This window comes from Helicobacter sp. 23-1048 (genome assembly GCF_053654545.1).
The window spans coordinates 111,755-135,311 of record NZ_JBSIUT010000002.1 but is presented as its reverse complement, the minus strand read 5'-3'; the positions used below and the strand labels follow the sequence as shown (position 1 = coordinate 135,311).

The 23,557-nt window shown below is 41.0% G+C and carries 15 protein-coding genes and 1 CRISPR repeat array; of the genes, 2 read left to right on the top strand and 13 right to left on the bottom strand.

The window, feature by feature from the left end; genetic code table 11:
• Positions 1-6: 6 nt before the first annotated feature.
• Complete coding sequence (locus ACWIWK_RS07415) at positions 7-303, top strand: DUF3240 family protein (protein WP_454152161.1); 297 nt, start codon at positions 7-9, stop codon at positions 301-303.
• Between the two features lie 55 nt (positions 304-358).
• Here ACWIWK_RS07415 and metK read toward each other — a convergent pair whose 3' ends face one another.
• The gene (gene metK / locus ACWIWK_RS07410) at positions 359-1,522 is read right to left on the bottom strand and encodes a methionine adenosyltransferase (protein WP_454152160.1); all 1,164 of its coding nucleotides are present in this window, start codon (positions 1,520-1,522) and stop codon (positions 359-361) included.
• 391 nt (positions 1,523-1,913) lie between these two features.
• Here metK and ACWIWK_RS07405 point away from each other — a divergent pair, with 391 nt between their 5' ends.
• Positions 1,914-2,879 (top strand): hypothetical protein, encoded by a 966-nt coding sequence (locus ACWIWK_RS07405; protein ID WP_454152159.1) that lies wholly within the window; start codon positions 1,914-1,916, stop codon positions 2,877-2,879.
• 111 nt (positions 2,880-2,990) lie between these two features.
• Positions 2,991-3,489: direct repeats of the CRISPR family, unit length 36 nt; unit sequence GTTTTAGCCACTTGTTAAATCCTTTTGTGCTATAAT.
• Positions 3,490-3,741: 252 nt separating this feature from the next.
• On the opposite strand, the gene cas2 is transcribed toward ACWIWK_RS07405, so the two are convergent.
• From cas2 to nusG, 12 genes are all read right to left on the bottom strand, one after another.
• Positions 3,742-4,254, bottom strand: coding sequence for a CRISPR-associated endonuclease Cas2 (gene cas2 / locus ACWIWK_RS07400; protein WP_454152158.1), 513 nt, complete (start codon positions 4,252-4,254; stop codon positions 3,742-3,744).
• Positions 4,238-5,125 (bottom strand): type II CRISPR-associated endonuclease Cas1, encoded by an 888-nt coding sequence (cas1, locus tag ACWIWK_RS07395; RefSeq protein ID WP_454152157.1) that lies wholly within the window; start codon positions 5,123-5,125, stop codon positions 4,238-4,240. Before cas1 ends, cas2 begins: the two co-directional genes overlap by 17 nt.
• Entirely contained in the window at positions 5,122-8,802 is a 3,681-nt protein-coding gene (cas9, locus tag ACWIWK_RS07390; protein ID WP_454152156.1) for a type II CRISPR RNA-guided endonuclease Cas9, read from the bottom strand. The genes cas1 and cas9 overlap by 4 nt, the downstream gene beginning before the upstream one ends.
• Positions 8,803-8,947: 145 nt before the next feature.
• Positions 8,948-11,026, bottom strand: a complete 2,079-nt coding sequence (gene fusA, locus ACWIWK_RS07385) for an elongation factor G (RefSeq protein WP_454152155.1) — start codon at positions 11,024-11,026, stop codon at positions 8,948-8,950.
• Between the two features lie 26 nt (positions 11,027-11,052).
• Entirely contained in the window at positions 11,053-11,520 is a 468-nt protein-coding gene (rpsG, locus tag ACWIWK_RS07380; RefSeq protein WP_454152154.1) for a 30S ribosomal protein S7, read from the bottom strand.
• 19 nt (positions 11,521-11,539) lie between these two features.
• Positions 11,540-11,929 carry a 30S ribosomal protein S12 gene (rpsL, locus tag ACWIWK_RS07375; RefSeq protein ID WP_454152153.1) on the bottom strand — a complete coding sequence of 130 codons (390 nt, stop codon included), beginning with the start codon at positions 11,927-11,929 and terminating at the stop codon, positions 11,540-11,542.
• Between the two features lie 85 nt (positions 11,930-12,014).
• Positions 12,015-20,696 (bottom strand): DNA-directed RNA polymerase subunit beta/beta', encoded by an 8,682-nt coding sequence (locus tag ACWIWK_RS07370; RefSeq protein ID WP_454152152.1) that lies wholly within the window; start codon positions 20,694-20,696, stop codon positions 12,015-12,017.
• Positions 20,697-20,894: 198 nt separating this feature from the next.
• Entirely contained in the window at positions 20,895-21,275 is a 381-nt protein-coding gene (gene rplL / locus ACWIWK_RS07365) for a 50S ribosomal protein L7/L12 (protein WP_454152151.1), read from the bottom strand.
• 11 nt (positions 21,276-21,286) lie between these two features.
• Complete coding sequence (rplJ, locus tag ACWIWK_RS07360; RefSeq protein ID WP_454152150.1) at positions 21,287-21,766, bottom strand: 50S ribosomal protein L10; 480 nt, start codon at positions 21,764-21,766, stop codon at positions 21,287-21,289.
• A 98-nt stretch (positions 21,767-21,864) separates the two neighbouring features.
• Positions 21,865-22,569 (bottom strand): 50S ribosomal protein L1, encoded by a 705-nt coding sequence (gene rplA, locus ACWIWK_RS07355; protein ID WP_454152149.1) that lies wholly within the window; start codon positions 22,567-22,569, stop codon positions 21,865-21,867.
• Positions 22,570-22,594: 25 nt separating this feature from the next.
• Entirely contained in the window at positions 22,595-23,020 is a 426-nt protein-coding gene (gene rplK, locus ACWIWK_RS07350; protein WP_454152148.1) for a 50S ribosomal protein L11, read from the bottom strand.
• A 15-nt stretch (positions 23,021-23,035) separates the two neighbouring features.
• Complete coding sequence (gene nusG, locus ACWIWK_RS07345; protein ID WP_454152147.1) at positions 23,036-23,551, bottom strand: transcription termination/antitermination protein NusG; 516 nt, start codon at positions 23,549-23,551, stop codon at positions 23,036-23,038.
• Positions 23,552-23,557 lie beyond the last annotated feature (6 nt).

Here is a 23,557-nt window from a genome sequence, read left to right as displayed (position 1 = left end):
TGAGATATGGAAATTATGTTAGAAATTTACTTTAAGGATAATTTAAAAGATTCTATCGTGGATATGCTACTAGAAGACGGCTTTGATGACTTCTACTATCATCAAGCCTCTAAATACGCCTCTACACTAATGCTCCAAAGCCCACAAGAACAAGTCAGTGGCAGGCAAGAATATGGTGTGTTTAAAATTTATCTCTACGAAGACAGAGCGAAATTCCTTGCAAACAAACTATTGCAAGCCTTTGGGACAAATGATATGAGAATCTTTAAAAGCCACTTAGAAATTTATAACTTAGATTCTTAAGCCCAACACAAGTTTTATCATTATTTTTGTAGGGCTTGTGCCCTACCCTAGTGCGCTATTTAATCTTACAAAAATCCCTTATCGCTTCGATTTTATCCGTTTTTTCCCAGCTAAATTCGCTTAGTTCGCGTCCAAAGTGTCCATACGCCGCGGTTTTGCGATAGATTGGGCGGAGCAAGTCAAGCGATTCTATGATTCCTTTTGGTGTGAGGCGAAAGGTATTTTTCACGCATTCAGTCAGCACAGAATCTTCCACCTTGCCCGTGCCTTGCGTATCTACCAAAATCGATACAGGCTCTACCACGCCGATAGCATAAGCGAGTTGCACCACTGCTTTATCGCACACGCCACTTGCTACGAGATTTTTTGCCACATAGCGCGCCGCATACGCTGCGCTTCTATCGACTTTGCTAGGGTCTTTACCGCTAAATGCACCGCCTCCGTGCGGACAGCTCCCGCCATAAGTATCTACGATGATTTTTCGCCCTGTAAGCCCCGCATCGCCTTGCGGTCCGCCGATGACAAATTTGCCTGTGGGATTGACAAAGTAGCGGATATTATCGCTTAGATATTCGCGTGGCAGGACTTTTTGGACGATTTCCTCTATCACGGCGTCTTTTAGGTGGCTTTGCTGTGTCTCTGGGCTATGTTGCGTGGAGATGACAATCGTATCGATAGCCTTTGGGACGCCATTTTCATAGCGCACGGTTACTTGGGATTTGCCATCAGGGCGCAAGAACGGCAGAGTGCCGTCCTTGCGCTTTGCTGCCAAACCCTCTGTCAAGCGGTGTGAGAGCCAAATAGGCAGTGGCATAAGGCTGGGCGTCTCCCTACACGCATAGCCAAACATAAGCCCTTGGTCGCCAGCACCGATTTCGCCATCTTCCCTATCCACGCCTTGATTTATATCAGGGCTTTGCTCGCCTATGCCATTTAGCACCGCACAGGACTTGTAGTCAAAGCCATATAGCGCGTCTGTGTAGCCGATGTCTTGCACCACCTCGCGTGCGATGTCTTGCATAGGTGCGTAAATGCTCGTCTTTAGCTCACCTGCAATCACGCAAAAGCCATTGCTAAGCAGCGTTTCGCACGCCACACGCGCCTTTTTATCCCGTGCTATTATGTAGTCTAGCACCGCATCGCTGATTTGGTCAGCCATTTTGTCTGGGTGCCCCTCTGTTACGGACTCGCTTGTGAAAAGAAAAGATTTTGTCGCCATTTGGATTCTCCTTTAAGAATTGCTTATGAAATATGTAAAAATCGCCAAACTCATATTGTGTTTTAGATTTTTTGCAAGCACATAATAACAAAAAAATCTAAATATGTATTGTGTTTTAGATTTTTTGCAAAGATTCTTCGTAACTAGGCGATACATTTGCTCACACCTATCCTAGCAAAAACACCTCAAAAAATCTCAAAATATATATAAAAGTGAAAAAATCATTGCCCTGATTCTAAAAAAATTAGATTAAGTAAAATTTTTATGGAATAAAAATTGTTTTTTGTTTGCCCGTTACTTGGCGTAAAAGTGTTTAAGTTTAAGAGAATCTTAAAATTTTTACATACTCGCCGATGTGGTAAGACATTTTATTTTATAAAAAGGAGTAACAATGAAAAAACTTGTGTTTGGTGTGCTGTGTGCCTTAGGCGCAGTATTAGGGGCTGATGTGAAGCAATGTGTGAATGTGAAACTCATAGAGAACTATATCGCTTCTCGTATGCAGGTGGATAAGGAGTATTCACATATCAATGCTATCGCCGATAAAGAATACAAAGGAAAAGAAACGATAGCTCTCGACCCGGGTGTGAAAGTGCTTACAGGACTTTTGAATGAAGATGAGTTGGGAAACTCGGCGTGCTGGTATAGATTCTCTTTTAAGTTCCACGATGTAGCTGATAAAGATATACAGCCATATATGGATAAAGTTGAGGGTGTGTATGCTGAAAAGCGAAAGCTCAATAGCTTTAGAGGGCTTAAGGCGAAATATATGGAGATTTTGAAACTTCTTCGATATAACGAGATACCAGATGATAAGATTGTGCCCTATGCTATTATTTTCGTTGATAATATATTTGAAGAATACAATGAAGTCAAAAGAACTTCGTTGATAGAGTATCCAACGATAACAAAGACATATTACAAGAAGTTTTTTAAGGGCAAGCCTGCGAAACAAGACTTTGAAGTCCTCACAACAGGTATCGAAACTCCTATGAAATATAAATGTAAGTCTCCAGCGGACAAATCTGCTTGGTATTCTCTCTCTATATTTACAAGTGAATCTGATGCGAGCGAGATTAAAATTGATGGCGGGGTCGTTGATACCATAAAATACAAACTAAGAAAGACTGATGATGAAAATTGCGAAAGTGCATATCGCCCTGTTGAAATTGTCAAATACCCTGAATTCAAGCAATTCGTCCAAGAGCATTACAACGATATAGAAATACACGCTAATGTCGTAGAGATTAGCGAGGCTTTTAAAAAGAATCTTGTCAATAAGACTGCCAAATTCACTTTTAGCTTTAATTGGGATAAAAAATATCCAGAAATCGTGCCTATCCCTGTGAAAAAGTAGGCTAGATACTTCCTGCTTGAAATGCAAAATTTTAGGCGCACACAATGAAATTAAAAATTTCATTGTGTGCGCCATTCTCCCCCATACACAATCCACTTAATTTGCAAGAGGGTTTTAGCCACTTGTTAAATCCTTTTGTGCTATAATAAAAACTCGCTTTGTGATTCCCGTATGTTTGTTTTAGCCACTTGTTAAATCCTTTTGTGCTATAATTCACCACCTAAAGAGATTGCACTAGGAAGTGTTTTAGCCACTTGTTAAATCCTTTTGTGCTATAATGAAAATAAATTCTCAACAAAGTTGATATCGGTTTTAGCCACTTGTTAAATCCTTTTGTGCTATAATTTCGTATAGACAAAACACGCTAAAAGGTATTGTTTTAGCCACTTGTTAAATCCTTTTGTGCTATAATAACAATGGAAAACTTATTATAATAGTGTGCGTTTTAGCCACTTGTTAAATCCTTTTGTGCTATAATCCTCCGCTAAAGGAACCGTATTGCGTAGAGGTTTTAGCCACTTGTTAAATCCTTTTGTGCTATAATACAATGTGTGCGTTTTGCTCGTTCATTTTTGTTTTAGCCACTTGTTAAATCCTTTTGTGCTATAATAGACTTCGTTAAAATAGCACAAATAAGAGATTAAAAGGACTTGACAAAGGGTGAAATATCCTAAAACAAGAAGTTTAGTAGGATAAGGGTTTAACAAGTGGCTAAAATAAGGGAAGTGGGCGTCCCGCAGGGTTAAGCACAGCGCGAGTCGGGCGTTGGGCTAGTCAATCCCATTCGCCCACCCGCATTCTACCACACTTTAAAATCCGCACAAATCACGCATTATCTACGAATCTACGCAAGACATTTATGTCAAAACTCAAACAAACTCTGCTCTACGGGCTTTTTATGCTTTTTATTATTTGCGTTAGATTTGCACTTTGAATCCGCACTAGATTCAGCATTAGATTCACACGATTCACCCATAGATTTAGCCAAATCTTTTGAATCTTCACTCCCATACCGATAATCCCCTATTTTCTCATCAAAGGCAAACAGCACGAGATTTTTATCATCATTCACGCGCTCATTAAACCCCGCAGAACCAAGCAAAATCTGCATATTATCAAACTGCTTTTCGGTGATGATGAGCGTGCGGACATTGCCAAGCGGTGGCAGTATCCCACGCACCCGCTCCACCGCGCTTTTTGCTGCACTTATGCCTTTACAGATTCGCATATACACACTAAATTGCATCATAAAAAAGCCCTGTTTTATCAGCTCATTGCGGAATCTTGTGGCGTATTTCTGCTCTTTTTTGCTCTTTGTGGGAATGTCAAACATTAGCAACACGCGCATAAACTTATCATCACGCAAAGCTAACATTTGCGAGCTCCCCACCTTCTAAGAGCGCGTTTCTAAAGCTCTGCACAAAGTGATTTATCGCCCGAATGAGAGGCATTTTTTTACCACTGAGTTGCACTTCGCTTTGGAGATTCTCAATGAGCGCGTGTTTATGTGCCTTGCCTAAAAACTCACTATCACTTTTTAGCGATAGCACTCTCATATCCACAAATGCGCGAAATGGCTCGATAATGTCATCGCAGAGGTTGAATTGATTGAATGCGTTTGCGTGTCTTATCCCAAACCACGAGAGAAGTCCGCTTATGCAAACTGCACGGACGATTGCTGCGCGGACAATCGCATAGCCGTAATTCAGCGCGGAATTTGTGAAGCACAAATCATTACGACTAAAATCAATGCCAAAAAGTGTCTTAAAATACAGCGCAGCGGCGCGAGATTCTGCAAATGCGCTATCATTTAGGCGCACTTGCTTTGCCATATCTAGCAACTCATCGCTTACCTTTTTATGTCCTGTATGCGATAGGACAAAGGCTTGATTGCGGATTTTGTTTTGGATAATCTTTTGCCACAAAATCGCCTTTGTCTGCTCTTTTACCGCGATTTGCTCTTTTGCGATTTGGGAGGCTTGGAAATGCGCGAGAAAGGGCATAAAAATACCATTTGGCAAGTGCGATTTATCACAAGACAAAAGCACGATTTTAGAATCTGCTATCGCGCTTAAAAGTGCCGAAGTAAGCGTGATTTGTGGAGATTCAAGGATTATGAAAGCTAAATCTTTTAGATAGAGATTCGCCTCATTGTCGCTTTGGGTGATATGCAAATGATTTTGCTTTAAATGTAACTTTGCGTCATTTGCGATAATCACGCTTTTAAATGCTTCATCAAAGCTCATTTATTAGCCTTTCTTGCGCCCATTGTCTTGCTTAATGGGGCTTTGCCTCGCACCCTATCGCCTTTATTTATGTCTAGTGCTTTTAGTGTATTTCTATCGCCTAACGCATTGATATGGCAGAGTTTTATGGACTTAAATAAATGAATTTTTAAGATTTTTTGCGGGAATAACTTTTTTATTACTTTTTCGTCTGTTTTCTTATCTTTGCTCACCTGCTCATCATTCCAAAAATTTTCCTCTTTTTCTTTTGGTGTCAAATATCCGCTATGATGATAAATCGTTACATCGCCACTTTGCTTAAATCCTCTATAATACCCATATCTTTTAATCCCATCGCTATACTCAAACTCTATCAAATCGCCAATATGAAGCGAAAACAAAAAGTCTTTATCATCTAATTGACAATTATCAGGCTTTGCAATGTGAGATAGCTCTTTATCCGTGATAAACACAGGCACAGCGTAATATCTATCGTTAAGATAAAATATATCAATTCTTGTCATTCCCTCAATCTCATAAATATGCCCTTTGATTTCTATCCACACATTATTTTTGATTTGTCGCTCTTTGACTTCGCTATAAAATTGCTCTATTATGGGGTGCTCTATCTTGCTTTTAATTTTGCCATATTCCTCGCCACTTAGCATTCGCCCTAGATTTTCTTTTTCTCTCTCTACGCGCGATAAAAATTCGCTTTGTGCGTTTGCAAGTCGTTTGGCTAATTCCTCTTTATCGCCTTTGTTAAGGTTATCTTTGATTTTTAATGGATTGTCATTATGCAACTTCCCCTTTGTCCTATGTTTTTTATCAAAAGTTACAAAGATTCCCTCACTATTTTCATCGCCATAGATTCGTTTAGCCAAATCAGTGGCAAAGCCACTAAAAGGACGCTTAAATACCCACCGTCCTTTTGCATTTTGCTTGATGATTTCATTTATCTCCTCGCTACTTAGTTTCTTTTTGAATCTATCCTCCTCTATTTGCAAAAACTTCGCAAAGTTTTGGATTATCCCACTGCTACAAAAAGCGATTGCCACCGCATCTTGTGCGTGGTGTAAGTGATTGCCCCTATCCTTTTTGCCAATACCCCAATAATGCCTAAGCATAGAAGTAAGCCTACCATTTACCACTTCGATTCGCCGAATCTGCTTTGATTCTCTCTCCTCGCTATCTTGCAAATCATTAGGAATATCCGCAAATTTCACATATTTTTCTAAATAATTTCTAATGTAAGTGGTCGCCGTTTTTGTATCACTTAGCCACCTACTTGGTTTCACATCATCTATTTCTTGTTTGAGTAGATTTGATTTTGCCTTTTTTGATAATTGTGTGGATTCTATGCGTGTTTTAAAATCTTCCCATTTTGCCTTATCATCGCCAAACCACTGATAAGGTGTGCGCGAACTTTTGGTAGCATTGTTGCCTGTGAAAGTTAAGACTTTATTGCTAAATTCATCAACAAGGACTTTGCTTTTTGGGATAATGTGGTCGATTTGCAGGGCATTTTCATCGCGCAAATCTTGCAAAGTGATTTTCTTAAAATCATAGACATCAATGGAGGGTTTATCTTTGTAGTCAGCGTAAAATTCTTTGGCGTTAAATTTATCTTGTGAGCCTTTTTGAATGCTTGGATAAATGTCATATTCATTTTGCAAAATCCATAGTTTGACTTTTGTGATATTATCCCCATTTATTTTTAGCCCGATTTCCTCGCAGATTTTTTTTGCAGTTTCATTAAATTTCTCATTTTCTCTTTGATTTTTTATCATTTCAGCCTTTTGCTTCTCACTCTGCCCCACTTCGCGCAATAACTCTATGCGAATCTTTGCCACCTCGCCATATTTTGCAAAAATGGCATTTGCTATTTGGCGCATTTGAGCACAGATTCGATTCAAACTTGCATTTGGTGTCTCATCAAAGGCGGGGAGTTTGGTAGATTTACTAAATTGCTCCATATATTTTTGATACTCTTTATCCAAACTAAGATTTGCTTTATAAATCTGCGTAGCCTCATACTCGCTCATTCCTAAACGCATATTTTCCAAGCACTCCCAAATGACATTGAGACAATACGCACTTGTCCCGCTAAACCCAGCTCCAAGCGAATCTAACGCCTTTTGTTTTAAATCCTCATCAATATCGCTACATTTATCCAACTCTTTTAAAATGTCCTTTTTGCGTTTATTTACCGATAAGATTCCAGCTAGTGTGTCAATCTCGCATTGATTTTTCCAAAGCATTTCTTTGCCAAAAGTCATTTCAAGCAGGGCTAGCTTTTTGCTAGGATTATAAAAAATCGTGTTTTTCTCTTGTGTGTTGATTTTATTGCTACCTTTGGCTTTCTTTGTGGGTTGTGCTTTGTCAGCTTTTTTCTCTTTTTTGTTAAATCCTAGCAAGTTAATCGTGTAATCTTGTGCGAGATTTTGCTCATTTTTTAGGTAAATGCAACTTCTAATATCGCTAAAATTTAGCTTTTGTTTTTCTTGCAATGCTTGTATCGCACTCTCACTTGTCTTTGCATAGTCAAAATCTAGCTCTTTATATTGCCCATTAAGATAAGTCAAAAGATTTGCTAACTTTGAAAGCAGGTTAAATTCTATCACGCTAGGAGCAAAAGCACTTGCCCGACACTCTCGCTCATCAATACTACATTTGCCAAGCAAATTTTGTGAGCTTTTTAGCGGACGATTTTGCAAAAATCCAAGTCCATTTTCATTTTCTGCAAACAACACAATTCTTAGATTTTCTAGCTTTTGGGTGAATGAATCGTTGTTGGATTTTGAAATTTGAGTATCTAAAATCTTTTTGAGTTCAGCTTTTATCGCACTTCTAGGGATAGAGTTAAAATAAGTTGGCTCTGTTTTAACTTTGCCACTTTTATCAACGACTTTTTCACCATTTTTCTTAACTTTATCTTGCTCTTTGTTTCGCATTTTTACGCTATTTTGTGCGACTTTTTCTATCCATTGTTCTTTACGGAGTTCTATCAAATGCTTTGTCTCATCTTTTAGCGCATTGTATTTTTGCTCTGCATATTTCATTGCCTTTTCAAACTGCTTGTCATACAAATATGAAACAACGCTTGGGCTATTTTTAGCATTTATTGCGTTTTCTTTCATCGCAGATTTTAGCTTTTTTGTATCTGCGTTTTTATCTTTTTTCTCATCTTTATTGTTTGATTTTTCATTTTTACTATTTTCTTGGATTGTTTCATCTTGTGTTTCTAGGATATTTTCCGCTTCATATTCCTTGCCACTATCATTATACGCTCTATGTTTGATGATATGAATGATAATTTGGCAGAGTTCATCAATGCTTATTTGCTCACTCAACGCCTTTATTCGCAAGTCATAAGGATTTGGTAGTTCCTTTTTAGCAAAGAGTGCCTTTTGCCATTCATTAAAATCGCTAAAATCTTGCGTGTTGCCAAAATTCTCAAAAAGATACCTTTTGATAGTATTTAGCCGAGATTTTGTCCGAGCGACATTGCGCCTAGCGCGTCTTTTCTCGCCTCTATCTTTGTGCGATTCGCCCACAGATTCAAAGATTCGCACACCGCAGTCAATAATCTTGCGACTATCCCTTGTGCCACCATCTTCCACCAACGCCCAGCCGATACTTGCTATGCCTATATCAAAGCCTAGCACTTTTAAATTATTTGATTCTTGTTTTGTCATTACCAACTCCTTTTGGAATGTAGATTATGACATTATAGCACTTTGTGTGTATTTATAGTGATAACCTGAGCGCACTCTAGCTTTTGAAGTTTTAATAAAGATAAGAAGTTTGTGTGAAATAAGTGGGGTTAGAATCTAAATGATTCTACCCATTGCGTTTTTCCATAATTTCTTTGGCGATATTGCTTGGCACTTCGCCGTAATGGTCAAACTCCATAGTATAAGTCCCACGCCCCTGTGTAGCCGAGCGCAAATCCGTAGAGTAGCCAAACATCTCTGCTAATGGCACAAAGGCATTGACAATCTTTAAGCCCATTCTATCGTCCATTGAGTTGATTTGCCCGCGCCTGCGATTTAAATCGCCAATCACATCGCCCATATACTCCTCTGGCACCTCGACTTCGACTTTCATCATCGGCTCGAGAAGCACAGCATTTGCCTTGCGACAACCGTCTTTAAACGCCATTGAGCCCGCAATTTTAAACGCCATTTCACTAGAATCCACATCGTGGTAGCTCCCATCATAAAGCGTTACTTTAAAATCCACGACAGGATACCCAGCTAGCACGCCATTTTGCATCGCTTCTTGTATCCCTTTATCTACCGCTGGGATATATTCTTTGGGTATCACACCACCGCTAATGTTATTCACAAATTCATAGCCACTGCCCGCTTCCTTTGGCTCGAGCTTGATAAAGACATGCCCATACTGCCCGCGCCCACCTGACTGCTTGGCATATTTGCATTCCTGCTCTACCGCACTTCTAATGGTCTCTCTAAATGCCACTTGTGGCTGTCCGACTTCTGCTTCGACTTTAAACTCTCGCTTCAATCTATCCACAATAATTTCTAAGTGAAGCTCGCCCATACCGCCGATGAGTGTCTGCCCTGTCTCCTCTTGCGTGCTCACGCGGAAGCTCGGGTCTTCCTCAGCGAGCTTACCAAGCGCAATAGACATCTTTTCTTGGTCGGCTTTAGTCTTTGGCTCCACCGCAATGTGAATCACAGGCTCTGGGAACTCCATTCGCTCTAAGATTACAGGGGCTTTTTCATCACAGAGTGTATCGCCTGTGAGCGTTTCCTTTAATCCCACAAACGCACAAATTTCACCCGCATAAATTTCCTTAATATCCTCGCGTTTATTTGAGTGCATTTTTAGCAATCGCCCTACGCGCTCCTTTTTGCCTTTAGTGGAGTTGAGCACATAGCTTCCAGATTCTAGCATTCCACGATAGGCACGCACGAAAGTGAGCTGTCCTACAAATGGGTCAGTCATAATCTTAAACGCAAGTCCAGCAAATGCGCCATTATCGCTAGATTCTACGCTGATTTCCTTTTCATCTTTTGGCGTGATACCCTTAATCTCAGCGACTTCAGTGGGCGCAGGGAGATAATCCACCACCGCATCAAGCAAGGTTTGCACGCCCTTATTTTTAAAGCTCGAGCCACAAAGCATTGGGATAAGACTCATATTGTGGCAACCAATCTTTATGCCCTTTTTAATCTCCTCAAGGCTCAATTCCTCGCCACCAAGATATTTTTCCATTAGTGTTTCATCTTGTTCAGCCACAGATTCTAAAAGTTTTTCCCTATACTCTTTTGCTTTATCCTGTAAATCAGCGGGAATCTCCTCAATGTCATATTTCGCACCCATTGACTCATCATTCCACACGATTGCTTTCATAGCGATTAAATCCACAACGCCTTTAAAATTTTCCTCTGCACCGATTGGGATATTGATAGGCACAGGATTTGCCTTTAGTCGCTCTTTGATTTGAGATTCTACACTATAAAAATTCGCACCTGTCCTATCCATTTTATTGACAAAAACCATTCGTGGCACGCCATATTTGTTTGCCTGTCGCCACACGGTTTCGCTTTGAGGTTGCACACCACCCACCGAGCAAAACACCGCTATCGCACCATCAAGCACACGCATTGAACGCTCTACCTCAATAGTAAAATCCACGTGTCCCGGAGTATCAATAAGATTGATTTGGTAATCTTTCCAAAAGCAAGTAGTCGCCGCAGAAGTAATCGTAATCCCGCGTTCTTTTTCTTGCTCCATCCAGTCCATTGTCGCAGCACCATCGTGCACCTCGCCGATTTTGTGGCTTACACCTGTGTAAAACAAGATTCTCTCGCTCGTAGTTGTCTTACCAGCATCAATATGTGCTGCAATACCGATATTTCTAATTCTATTAAGTGGGGTTTTTCTCGCCATTTTATTGTCCTTACATTTTCTTACACTTACCAGCGATAATGCGCAAACGCTTTGTTTGCTTCCGCCATTTTATGCACATCTTCTTTTTTCTTAAACGCCGCGCCCTTATCACTCACAGCGTCCATAAGCTCGTTTGCTAATCGCTCCACCATTGTGCGCTCATTACGCTTGCGTGTAGCCTCAAGAATCCAACGGATAGAGAGTGATTGCTGACGCGCAGGACGCACTTCTACGGGCACTTGGTAAGTCGCACCACCCACACGCCTAGAGCGCACCTCTACAAGGGGTTTGACTTTTTCTAATGCTTTTTCAAACACCTCTATGCCCTTTTCGCCACTTTTTTCTTCAATCTTTGAAAACGCTGCGTAAATGATTTTTTCACTCACACTTTTTTTGCCTTCATACATCATTTTGTTGATAAACTTGGTTACAACCTTGTTGTTGTAGATTGGGTCGCCTAAAATCTCTCTAACGGGGGCTCTTCGTCTTCTCATTTACACTCCTTATTTATATTTACTTTTGCTCGCCACCAGCTTTTGCCTTTTTCGCGCCATATTTTGAGCGCGAAACGGTCCGCTTAGCCACACCAGCTGTATCAAGCGCACCACGAATAATGTGATACTTCACACCGGGCAAATCTTTCACCCTACCGCCGCGCACAAGCACGATAGAGTGCTCTTGGAGATTATGTCCCTCACCGGGGATATAGCTGATGACTTCAAATTTTGAAGTCAGCTTTACCTTTGCCACTTTTCTTAACGCAGAGTTTGGCTTTTTAGGCGTGGTAGTATAAACACGCGTGCAAACACCGCGCCTTTGAGGGCAATTCACCAATGCAGGTGATTTAGTCTTTTTGATGACTTTTTTTCGTTCTTTCCTAATAAGTTGGTTAATGGTTGGCATTTTGCTCCTTTCTTTTAGTGAAACGCGTATTATAGCTTATTTTCACTTGTTTATTCTTAAATTTTATAGAATCCACTCATAGATTCTACTCCTCTTGCTTAGAGTAACGAAACTTTTTGTTTCGATACATTCCTGTGCCCACAGGTATCATTCGCCCTAGCACGACATTTTCTTTCAAATCATCAAGCACATCGGTTTTTGCTGCGATACTTGCTTCTGTAAGAACCTTTGTGGTTTCTTGGAACGATGCTGCTGAAATCACAGAATCACTTCCAATAGCCGCTCTAGTGATACCGAGCAACACAGGCTCAGCGATAGCTGGCTCGCCACCGAGCTTTAAGATTCTCTCATTTTCCTCTTTAAAGTGTCGCTTACTCACTAAATCACCCTCGATAAACTTCGTATCGCCACTATCAATCACTTTGACTTGTCTTAGCATTTGTGAAACGATAATTTCAATATGTTTATCAGCGATATTCACACCTTGTCTGCGATAGACTTGCTGCACTTCGCTAATAATGTATTTATGCAACTCTTTCTCGCCTGCGATGCGTAAAATGTCGTGGCTTGAAGTAATGCCATCGGTAATAGCCTCACCCGCGTGGACAAACTCACCTGTATGCACCAAAATCTTCTTATTTTTATCAATAAGATATTCCGCTACTCTACCATCTTCGGCGGTTATGATGATTCTCTCCTTAGCGCGAACCGCTTTGCCAAAACTCACAAAGCCATCAATCTCAGAGAGGACTGCAGAGACCTTTGGTTGTCTCGCTTCAAAAAGCTCTGAAACGCGAGGCAGACCACCTGTAATATCCTTTGATTTTGCAAGTGCCTTAGGCGTTTTTGCTAAAATCTCTGCCACGCTCACTTGTGCTTCATCAGCCACCGTAATCGTAGTCTTAGATTCTAATGGATAGATATGCTCTTTACCATTTTTCTCAATTACCACGATTGATGGCTTTAAATGTGCGGGGATATACTCGCTTACTACGAGGCTTTTTGAGCCTGTGTTCTCATCTTCTTGCTCACTGACAGTAAGCCCTGAAATAATATCTCTATATTCAACCTTTCCAGCTACTTCAGCAATAAGCGGAATATTGTATGGGTCCCACTCAGCGATGATGACTTTTTCATTTGATGCAGGCTCACAAAGCAATGTCTTAGAATCTACCTTTGTATTGTCATCAACGAGAATCTTTGAATTGCGCGCAATATAGTGCCTTGTAGCTTCTCTATCGTTCTCATCGGCAATCACAGCAAACATTCCCTTTTCATCGACCACCATTCCCTTTTTGACATTATGTATGCGCTCTAGTGTATCAGCATTAAGCAAGTAAAATTTCACTACGCCCTTTTCCTTTGCCTCGATAGTGCTTGCAATCGGGTCATTATCAGCGACTTTTAACTCACTTCCATAAGGGATTCTGTGTGGGACATTCCAATTATCTTTAATCACATCGACCACACTGCCACCAGCAGCCACTTTATATCCACTCTCGTGAGGGACAAGTAACTTGCCATCAACCTTGCCCGTTACCCCTGCTAGCTCATTTTTCTTAGCAATGTCATCTTTGCGTAAGTTATAATGCACTTTTTTCTTTTCACCCACAATGCTAATTACAACTTCATCGTGGACATTTTCGATATGCACCACGCCATCAAATGGAGCTTTTATCTTTGGCTCTACGAGCAATATAGCGGCATTGCGTCTATTTGCTACGACATTCTTGCCTTCTTTGTTTTTGAAAGTCTTAATGTTGTAATAACGGATAAAGCCCTCCTTGCTTACTTCGATTTGTCGCTCCTCTGTATCCCTGCTCGCTGTCCCACCAATGTGGAAAGTCCTCAATGTAAGCTGAGTGCCGGGCTCACCGATAGATTGCGCTGCCAACACACCCACTGCATCGCCGGGATTTGCCATTTTAGATTCTCCAAGATTTAATCCATAGCATTTAGAGCATACGCCTTTTTGCGCCTTACAAGTTACAGGGGTGCGAATGGTTACTCTTGTAACGCCAGCCTCCTCAATGCGCGTAGCCATATCCTCATCAATAAGCGCACCCTCACTAAAGAGAATCTCATTGGTAATTGGGTCAATTATATCCCGCGCGAGCACTCTACCTTGCACGCGCTCTTTGAGTGATTCTATAAGTTCATTCCCTACCGTAATGTCTGAAATCTCTACACCCTCGTGCGTGCCACAATCCTCAATCGTTACTTTGACATTTTGACTCACATCAATGAGCTTACGCGTCAAATATCCAGCATTAGCAGTCTTTAACGCGGTATCAGTGAGACCCTTTCTTGCTCCGTGCGTAGAGTTAAAATACTCCAACACATTTAAACCTTCTTTAAAGTTTGAAGTAATAGGTGTCTCAATAATCGTGCCATCTGCCTTTGTCATAAGACCACGCATTGCAGAAAGTTGGCGAATCTGCGCAGCATTACCACGCGCTCCAGAATCTGCCATCATATAAATGGAGTTAAACCCATCTTTGTCAGCTTGGATAATTTTCATCATCTCTTTACCCATTGCCTCGCTTGTCTCCGTCCAAATATCAATACTTTTATTATATCGCTCTTGGGCTGCGAGCAAGCCTTGGTCAAAGTCAGACTGCACTTGTTTGGCTTCTTTTTTGGCTTTGAGTATCTTAGATTCCTTATCGCTTGGGATAATAATATCCGCCGCAGAAATAGAAATGCCAGCCTTCGTGGCATATCTAAAGCCTAGATTCTTCAAATCATCTAAGAATGTCGCTGTAACCTCTAATCCGCCGTGTTTATACACATAATCAATCAACACACCAATATCTTTTTTCTTAAGAATCTTATTCCATAGATTCAGTGGCACAAAGTCTGGCAATATTGAGCTAATAATCATTCTACCAGCAGTAGTTTCGATAATTCTACGCTCTTTTAGTGTGCGAATTTTTGCGTTAATATCAAGCTCAAACATATCAATGGCAATCATCACTTCTTCAACATTGCCAAAAAGTTTGTGCTCGCCTCTTGCGCCTTTTTTCTCCAATGAAAGATAATAAAGTCCTAGCACCATATCTTGGCTAGGCACAGCCACAGCCTTACCGCTTGCTGGGAGCAAGATATTCATTGAGCTTAGCATTAGCACTTTGCACTCAGCAATCGCCTCTTGGCTAAGTGGGATATGCACAGCCATTTGGTCGCCATCAAAGTCAGCGTTAAATGCAGAGCACACTAATGGGTGAAGCTGAATCGCCTTGCCATTGATAAGCGTTGGGTGGAACGCTTGGATTGATTGCTTATGCAGTGTCGGTGCGCGGTTAAGCAACACAGGATAATCCTCCACAATTTCTTGCAAACATTCCCAAACCTCATTATTTTTTTGCGCTATCATTTTTGTGGCCTGCTTGAGATTAGTTGCATAGCCCTTTTCCTCAAGTTTAGCAAATAAATGTGGTTTAAAAAGCTCTAATGCCATATTTTTAGGCAATCCACATTGGTCCATTCGCAAATTTGGTCCCACGACAATCACACTTCGTCCGCTAAAATCCACGCGCTTACCGAGTAGATTCTGACGGAATCGCCCTTGTTTCCCTTTGATAATTTCGCTTAGGGATTTGAGTGGGCGTTTGTTTGCGCCCTTTACAGCATTGGCATTGCGTCCATTATCAAAAAGCGCATCAACGGCTTCTTGGAGCATTCGCTTTTCGTTGCGAATAATAATCTCTGGGGAATCAAGCTCAATGAGACGCTTTAATCGCTGATTGCGGTTAATCACACGGCGATAAAGGTCATTGACATCACTTACTGCAAACTTCCCACCATCTAGCGCAACCAATGGGCGCAAATCTGGTGGCAACACAGGAAGCACGGTCAAAATCATCCATTCTGGGCGTCTGCCAGAATTGATAAAGTTTTCAACCACTTTCAAACGCTTCACTATGGTCTTTTTCTTTGCTTCTGAATTGGTAGATTTGGCTTCCTCGCGCAATTTTTGCAACAACTCCACTAAATCAAGTTGCTCTAGCAAATCTCGCACGGCTTCACCACCCATTTGTGCGACAAAACCCTTATCGGCAAATCGTTGGTTAATGTTTTGGAATTGCTCCTCATTAAGCACATCATACTTTAAAATTGGTTTTGTGCCCTCATTATCATAGCTCGCCTCACCGGGTTCTTTAACAATATAAGCCTCATAATACAACACGCGCTCTAAATCTTTCATTTTCACACCCAAAAGCGTGCCGATACGGCTAGGCAGTGAGCTTACATACCAAATATGCGCCACAGGTGCAACCAACTCGATATGCCCCATTCGATAACGGCGCACTTTTGCTTCTGTTACTTCCACACCACATTTCTCACAAATTTGTCCTTTGTAACGCATTTTTTTGTATTTTCCACAAAGGCACTCATAATTACGCACAGGTCCAAATATTTTTGCACAAAACAATCCATCGCGTTCTGGCTTGAGTGTGCGATAATTGATTGTTTCTGGCTTTTTAACTTCTCCCCTACTCCAAGAACGCACATCTTCTGGGCTTGCTAGCACGAGCTGAAAGGCATTAAAATCTTTTGGACGATTATCTTCTTTAATCTCTAATTGCTGTGGTGCGCCGTTTTCATCAAGCTCATTGCTATATACCTTGACATCAAGCACAAGAGATTGTAATTCTTTTGTAAGAACATAAAAAGTTTCTGGAATCTTAGATTCTCCCACAAGCTCGCCTCTTGTGATTGCCTTATATGCTTCTCTACGCCCTTCAGTATCATCAGATTTGATAGTGAGCATTTCTTTTAGCGTATGTGCTGCACCATACGCCTCCAACGCCCACACTTCCATTTCTCCAAACCTTTGCCCACCAAAGAGTGCCTTACCACCAACAGGTTGTTGCGTTACAAGGCTGTAAGGTCCTGTGCTTCGTGCGTGAACTTTCTCATCGACCAAGTGGTGGAGCTTTAACATATACATATAGCCCACATTTACACGCTCAAGCATTTTTTCACCAGTCTTGCCGTCATAAAGTTCAGTCTTGCCGTCCATATCAATTTTGGCTAGTTCAAAAAGTTTATTAAACCTTTCCTGCTCGATACCCTCAAACACAGGGATAGCAAACTTTATCCCACTGCTCCAATCTCTAGCATATCCTACAAGCTCTTCATCGCTTAAATTCTTTATAAACTCTGTAATTGCTGGATTATCGCTATTTATAAGTGTAGAAATTTCGAGCATTTTTGCACGCAAGTCTTTTACCCAAGTCTTGCTTTGAGAAGTGAGGAGATTCTCAATTTGCAAGCCCAAATTGCGCCCCACAAGTCCCAAATGCACTTCCAAAATCTGCCCGATATTCATACGACTTGGCACACCAAGCGGATTTAAGATAATGTCAATAGGTTCACCATCTTTAGTATAAGGCATATCCACAAGTGGCACAATATTTGAAACTATACCTTTATTTCCGTGTCGTCCAGCCATTTTATCGCCCACTTTAAGTTTGCGTTTTGTGGCGATATAAATTTTTACTAACTTAACCACGCCACTTGGCAAAATATCATCTTTTTCTAACACAGAAATCTTTTCCTCGTGCTCTTCTCCTAAAGATTTTTTCTGCTTTAAGAAATTGTCTTTGATTTGCTCATATTGTGTCTGCATTGCTTTTGGATAGCTTTTTATAAGCGTGGTAAGCGCAAAACGATTGATATTTATGATTTCACTCTCTGGCACCATTGTCCCTTTTTTGTAGGTCTTAGTGCCTATGACTGCATTGCTAGCAAGTTTTTCTTTAGAAAGAAGTCGCGAGATTCTAATCATTTCCTCTTGGTTAAGCATTGTAAGGCGGTCGTGGTGTTCAATATCAAGGGCGGACTTTTCCTGCTCAAATGCACTAATAGCGCGCAAATCCTTTTCGTAGCCTTTCTTTGTGAATATTTTCACATCAACAACGATACCCTCCAAAGACGGCGGACAATAAAGCGATTTATTGACCACATGCCCAGCCTTTTCGCCAAAAATCGCGCGAAGCAATCGTTCCTCTGGTGTTGGCTTAACCTCGCCTTTTGGAGAGACCTTACCCACAAGAATCATACCGCCACTGACATAAGTTCCAATGCGGACAATCCCACTCTCATCAAGGTGAGCGACTTCACTTTCTTTCACACCCGGTATATCTGAGGTAATTTCCTCTGTGCCGTGTTTTAGCTCTCTAGCATCAATTTCTTTTTCATAAATATGCACCGAAGTAAAGGCATCTTCTTTAATCAACCGCTCACTTACGACAATAGCGTCCTCAAAATTATATCCATTCCAAGGCATAAACGCTACGCGGATATTTTTACCCAACGCCAATTCGCCATTATCCATACTAGGACCATCAGCGATAACTTGCCCAGATTCTATAACATCACCCTTTTTGACAATAGGTTTTTGATAAAACGCCGTATTTTGGTTGGTTCGCAGATTTTTACAAAGTGAGTAGTGGTCGATATACGCGACATTGTTCTCATCTTCACCTAAAATATAAATACTCTTAGAATCTACTTTCTCCACTACGCCTCCGCGTTTTGCCTTGATAGCTTCCCACGCATCACGCGCGATAACCTTCTCAATCCCTGTGCCAACGATTGGTGCATCAGGCTTTAGCAATGGGACAGCTTGGCGTTGCATATTTGAACCCATCAGTGCGCGGTTCGCATCATCGTGCTCTAAAAATGGAATAAGCGAAGCTGCCACACCCACAAGCATACGCGAGCTTAAATCGATAAATTCCACTTTGGACTTTTCTGCCAAAATAATTTCACCATCTTTTCTTACTTCAATCAAATCTTCTAATATATTTCCCTTGCTATCTACCTTTGTCGAGGCGGGGGCAATAATGATACCCTCCTCTTGTGCGGCAGTGAGATAAACAATCTCATTGCTCACCCTGCCATCTTTTACTTTTTTATACGCTGCTTCTACGAATCCTAAATCATTCACGCGTGTGAAAGTCGAAAGGGTATTGATAAGCCCGATATTTTGTCCTTCAGGGGTTTCGATAGGGCAGATTCTGCCATAATGCGTAGGATGCACATCGCGCGCTTCAAATCCTACGCGCTCTTTTACCAAGCCTCCCTCGCCAAGTGCTGATAGACGGCGTTTGTGCGTGATTTCGCTAAGCGGATTTGTTTGGTCCATAAACTGAGAAAGTTGCCCGCCTGTGAAAAACTCCATAATAGTCGAAGTAATCATTTTAGAGTTGATTAAATCGTGTGGCATTAGATTCTCATACGAACCATTAAGAGAGCTTAGTTTATCACGGATTGCTTTTTGCATTTTAACCAAACCTAAATGCAATTCGTTTGCTAAAAGCTCACCGATAGAGCGGATTCTACGATTACCCAAATGGTCTCTATCATCAATGTGTCCCTCGCCATTACGCACACTCATTAGATATTTTATCGTTGCGATAATGTCATTATGAGTAAGCACGGTCACATAATCTGGGACATTTAACCCAAGTTTATGGTTCATTTTCATTCGCCCCACACGAGTCAAATCATATCGCTCTGGGTCGAAGAATAACTGCCCGACAAATGACTTTGCCACCTCTTTTGTTACAGGCTCGCCCGGACGCATTACCTTGTAGATTCTAATAGCAGAAAGCTCATTTTCATCTTCAATTTTTTCACTTTGTTTTAAAAGTCGCAAAGCCTCTGAATCAGCCAAAAACGAATTGATAAGAGAATTATCCAATCCCTTAGCTGTATCATTAGCGACATAAAATTCTTTGATACCTAGCTCGCTTAATTTCTCAAGTTTACCCTCATCAAGCTGAGTAAGCGTATCAAAAAGCACCTCGCCTTTTTTGTCATTTATAGGTTCGCACAGATACTTATTGGTAAGTTTTTCGGTAGGATACTCTATCCAGCCGATTTCGCTTTCGATTTCTTTGAGTTCTTTGAGTTTTCTGCTACCAATTCTTTTACCCGAAGCTAAAATCAAATTACCCTTAGAATCTTTGATGTCAAATTCCGCACGCGCACCGATATTATCGACACTAAAAGGAATGAGATATTTACCACCCTTGCCACTTTTAGCCTTTTCAAAGCGCACGGCAAGTCTAGGATAAAAAATGTTTAAAATATCTTGTTTTGTGTAGCCAAGTGCACGCAAAACAATAGTTACAGGCACTTTACGGCGTTTGTTAATCCGTGCATACAACACATCTTTAGCATCATACTCAAAATATAGCCAAGCACCTCTATCTGGGATAATTTGCCCCGTATAAATAAGCTTGTTTGATGAAGTGTTTGACTCCTCTTCTTTAAAAATCACGCCCGGACTTCTATGGAGCTGATTTACCACTACGCGTTCCACGCCGTTAATAATAAAGCTTGTGCGGTCAGTCATAAGCGGAATCTCACGCACAAAAATACTTTGCTCCTTTACATCTTTGACACCGAGTTTATCGCCCGTTTTTTCATCTTTTTCCCAAAAGATGAGACGAATTTTCATCTTAAGTGGAATGGCATAAGTAATCCCTCGCACCATCGCTTCAGTCGTGGTATATCGAGGCTTGCCAAACTCGCAACCCGCGTATTCTAAAGTAATGCGCCCCTGTGCATCTTGAATAGGAAAAATGGACTTAAAGACTTTTTCAATCCCACTTTCCTTACTAGAATCTACGCTTAAAAAATCATTATAGCTATCCCTTTGTAGCAACAAAAGGTCTGGCACTTCTGGAATCTGAGAACTTTTTGTAAAATCTAATCGTAGTCTATTTTTTAGTATGTTTTGCTTCGACATTACCCATCCTTGCTTTAATTTACTAGCTAATACCCTAGAAAAATTCCACCTTAATGCTACTTGTGGAATTTTCCTAACATATTGCAACTTTGATAACTTTATTAAAAGTCATCAATCCGCCATACATTTAAGATTCTTGCATTTGTATGCCACGCCCAAAGGCACGAAGCCTAAGGGCATAACTAAAATATAGCGCAATTACTTAATCTCTGCTTTTGCACCTGCTTCTTCAAGTTTTTTCTTAAAGGCTTCTGCATCTTCTTTGCCTACACCTTCTTTAAGCGTGCTAGGTGTTTGCTCAGTAGCATCTTTTGCTTCTTTTAATCCAAGTCCTGTAATCTCTCGCACAGCTTTAATCACAGCGATTTTATTCGCACCTGCATCAAGGAGAATGACATTAAACTCTGACTTCTCCTCTGCTGCGCCACCGCCACCAGCTGCTACGCCACCGCCACCAGCGACCACTGTGGGTGCTGCTGAAACGCCAAATTTTTCTTCAAATGCTTTCACAAGCTCTGAAAGCTCCAAAACCGATAGATTCCCAATGTATTCTAATACTTCTTCTTTTGTAATAGCCATTTTATGCTCCTTTAATTTTGTTTTTGTTTTGCTAAATTATCAAGCCCCGTAACGAAATATCGCGCAGGTGCACTCCACACGGATAGTAACATACCAATAAGCTCTTGCTTGCTTGGAAGTTTTGAAATACTAACGATATGTGATTTTTCCACAATCGCGCCATCAAAATATCCAAACTTCACGCTAAAGTTCTCTTCATTTGCATCTGCAAATTTACAGACAACCTTTGCCAATGCTATTTGGTCGCTACTCCAAATGAAAATATTCGTGCCCTTTAGTTCGCTCTGCGGATATTTTGCATTGCTCATTGCGATTGTTGCCAAAGTATTTTTAATCACTTGGACTTTAATGTCATTTTCACGAGCTTGCGCACGCAAAGATTCCAATTTCGCAACGCCCAATCCCTTATAATCGCATACAATCATTGAGCTAGCTTTTTCAAACTCGGCACTTAAACTCTCAACAGTCTGAATCTTTTCTTGCTTCGTCATTCACTCTCCTTTCAGACCAAATCTCACATAGGGTTTGCTTTTAAGCGTTAAAACGCCCCGATGATCTTCAATCTAAGATAAATTGCCTATAATGCCCTCTACTTCGTATCCATCAACTCTTGAGAATCTAGCTTCACACTAGGACTCATTGTGAGGGATAGCGAACCACTTTTAATATACTTGCCTTTTGCAGAGCTTGGCTTTAAGCGATTAATTGCTCGCACAAACTCAAGCATATTTTCTCTAATTTTTTCTTCTTGGAAACTTGCCTTGCCAATGGGTGCGTGAATGATTCCCTTTTTATCCACACGAAAATTCACCTGTCCGCTTTTGGCATTTGACACAGCTTTGCTGACATCGGCGGTAACGGTGCCTGTCTTTGGGTTTGGCATAAGTCCCTTTGGTCCTAAGATTCTACCAACCTTACCAACAAGTGCCATCATATCAGGTGTGGCGATAACCATATCAAAGTTCGTGTTGCCGTTTTTTATCTCTTCAGCCAAATCATCTGCTCCGACAATATCTGCCCCTGCCGCTTTTGCTTCATCAGCTTTCACTCCCTTAGCAAACACCGCTACACGCACGGTCTTGCCCGTGCCGTGTGGTAACACAACCGCTCCGCGAATCATTTGGTCAGCGTGTCGAGGGTCAACTCCTAGTCGCAATGCAATCTCCACCGTCTCATCAAACTTCGCTGAAGCAAGAGACTTCACTACACCAACGCCACTTTGCACATCATAAATCTTTGCGGAATCTACCTTAGAGTGCAAATTTTGTAATCTTTTTGTTGTCTTTTTTGCCATTTTAAACTCCATTTACTCTACAAATTTAATCCACAATTTCCACGCCCATAGAGCGAGCACTTCCAGCCACGATTTTTTTAGCAGCTTCAATATCTGTGGCGTTTAAATCTTGCATTTTAGATTCTGCAATTTCTTGCAACTGCTTTTGTGTAAGCTTACCAACTTTGTTTTTAAGTGGATTATCCGAACCCTTTGATAAATTGATAGCTTTTTTGATTAAGTCCGTTACAGGTGGCTTTTTAGTGATAAATGAAAAACTTTTATCTTGATACACGGTAATAATCACGGGGATATTAAAATTACCCATATCCTTTGTTTTTTCATTAAACGCTTTGCAAAATTCCATAATGTTAATACCCCTTTGCCCCAAAGCTGGACCTACGGGTGGTGATGGATTTGCCTTGCCTGCGGGGATTTGTAACTTCAGTTCGCCTACTACTTTTTTTGCCATAATGTCCTTCCTAAATTAAATGATTTTTTCTACTTGAGAGTATGGAATCTCCACAAGTGTATTACGATTAAAAATAGAAACATTAAGTTTTAGCTTGCGCTGCTCAATGTCATACTCCTCCACGGTCGCAGTGAAGTTCGCAAATGGACCATCAACAATGCGCACCACTTCGCCATTTTCAAAAAAGATTTTTGGCTTGGGCGCAGCAGGATTCTTAATCTTCTCTAAAATCTTGTTAATATCCGCTTCGCTTAGAGGTGTGGGCTTATTTTGCTCACCAATGAAGCGTCCAACGCGTGGCAAAGACTGAATCAAATGCCACAACTGCGTGTCCAAATCAACCTTGATAAACACATAACCCGGATAAAGGCTTCGCTGAGTAACCTTCTTTCTCTCATCATATACACCCTCAGTCGGCACGACAATTTCCTCAAATCGCTCTTGGATTCTATTTTCCTTGATGAGATTCTCTATCGCGCGCTTTACTGATTGCTCGCTACCAGAATAAGTCTGTATCGCATACCACTCCACACCAAC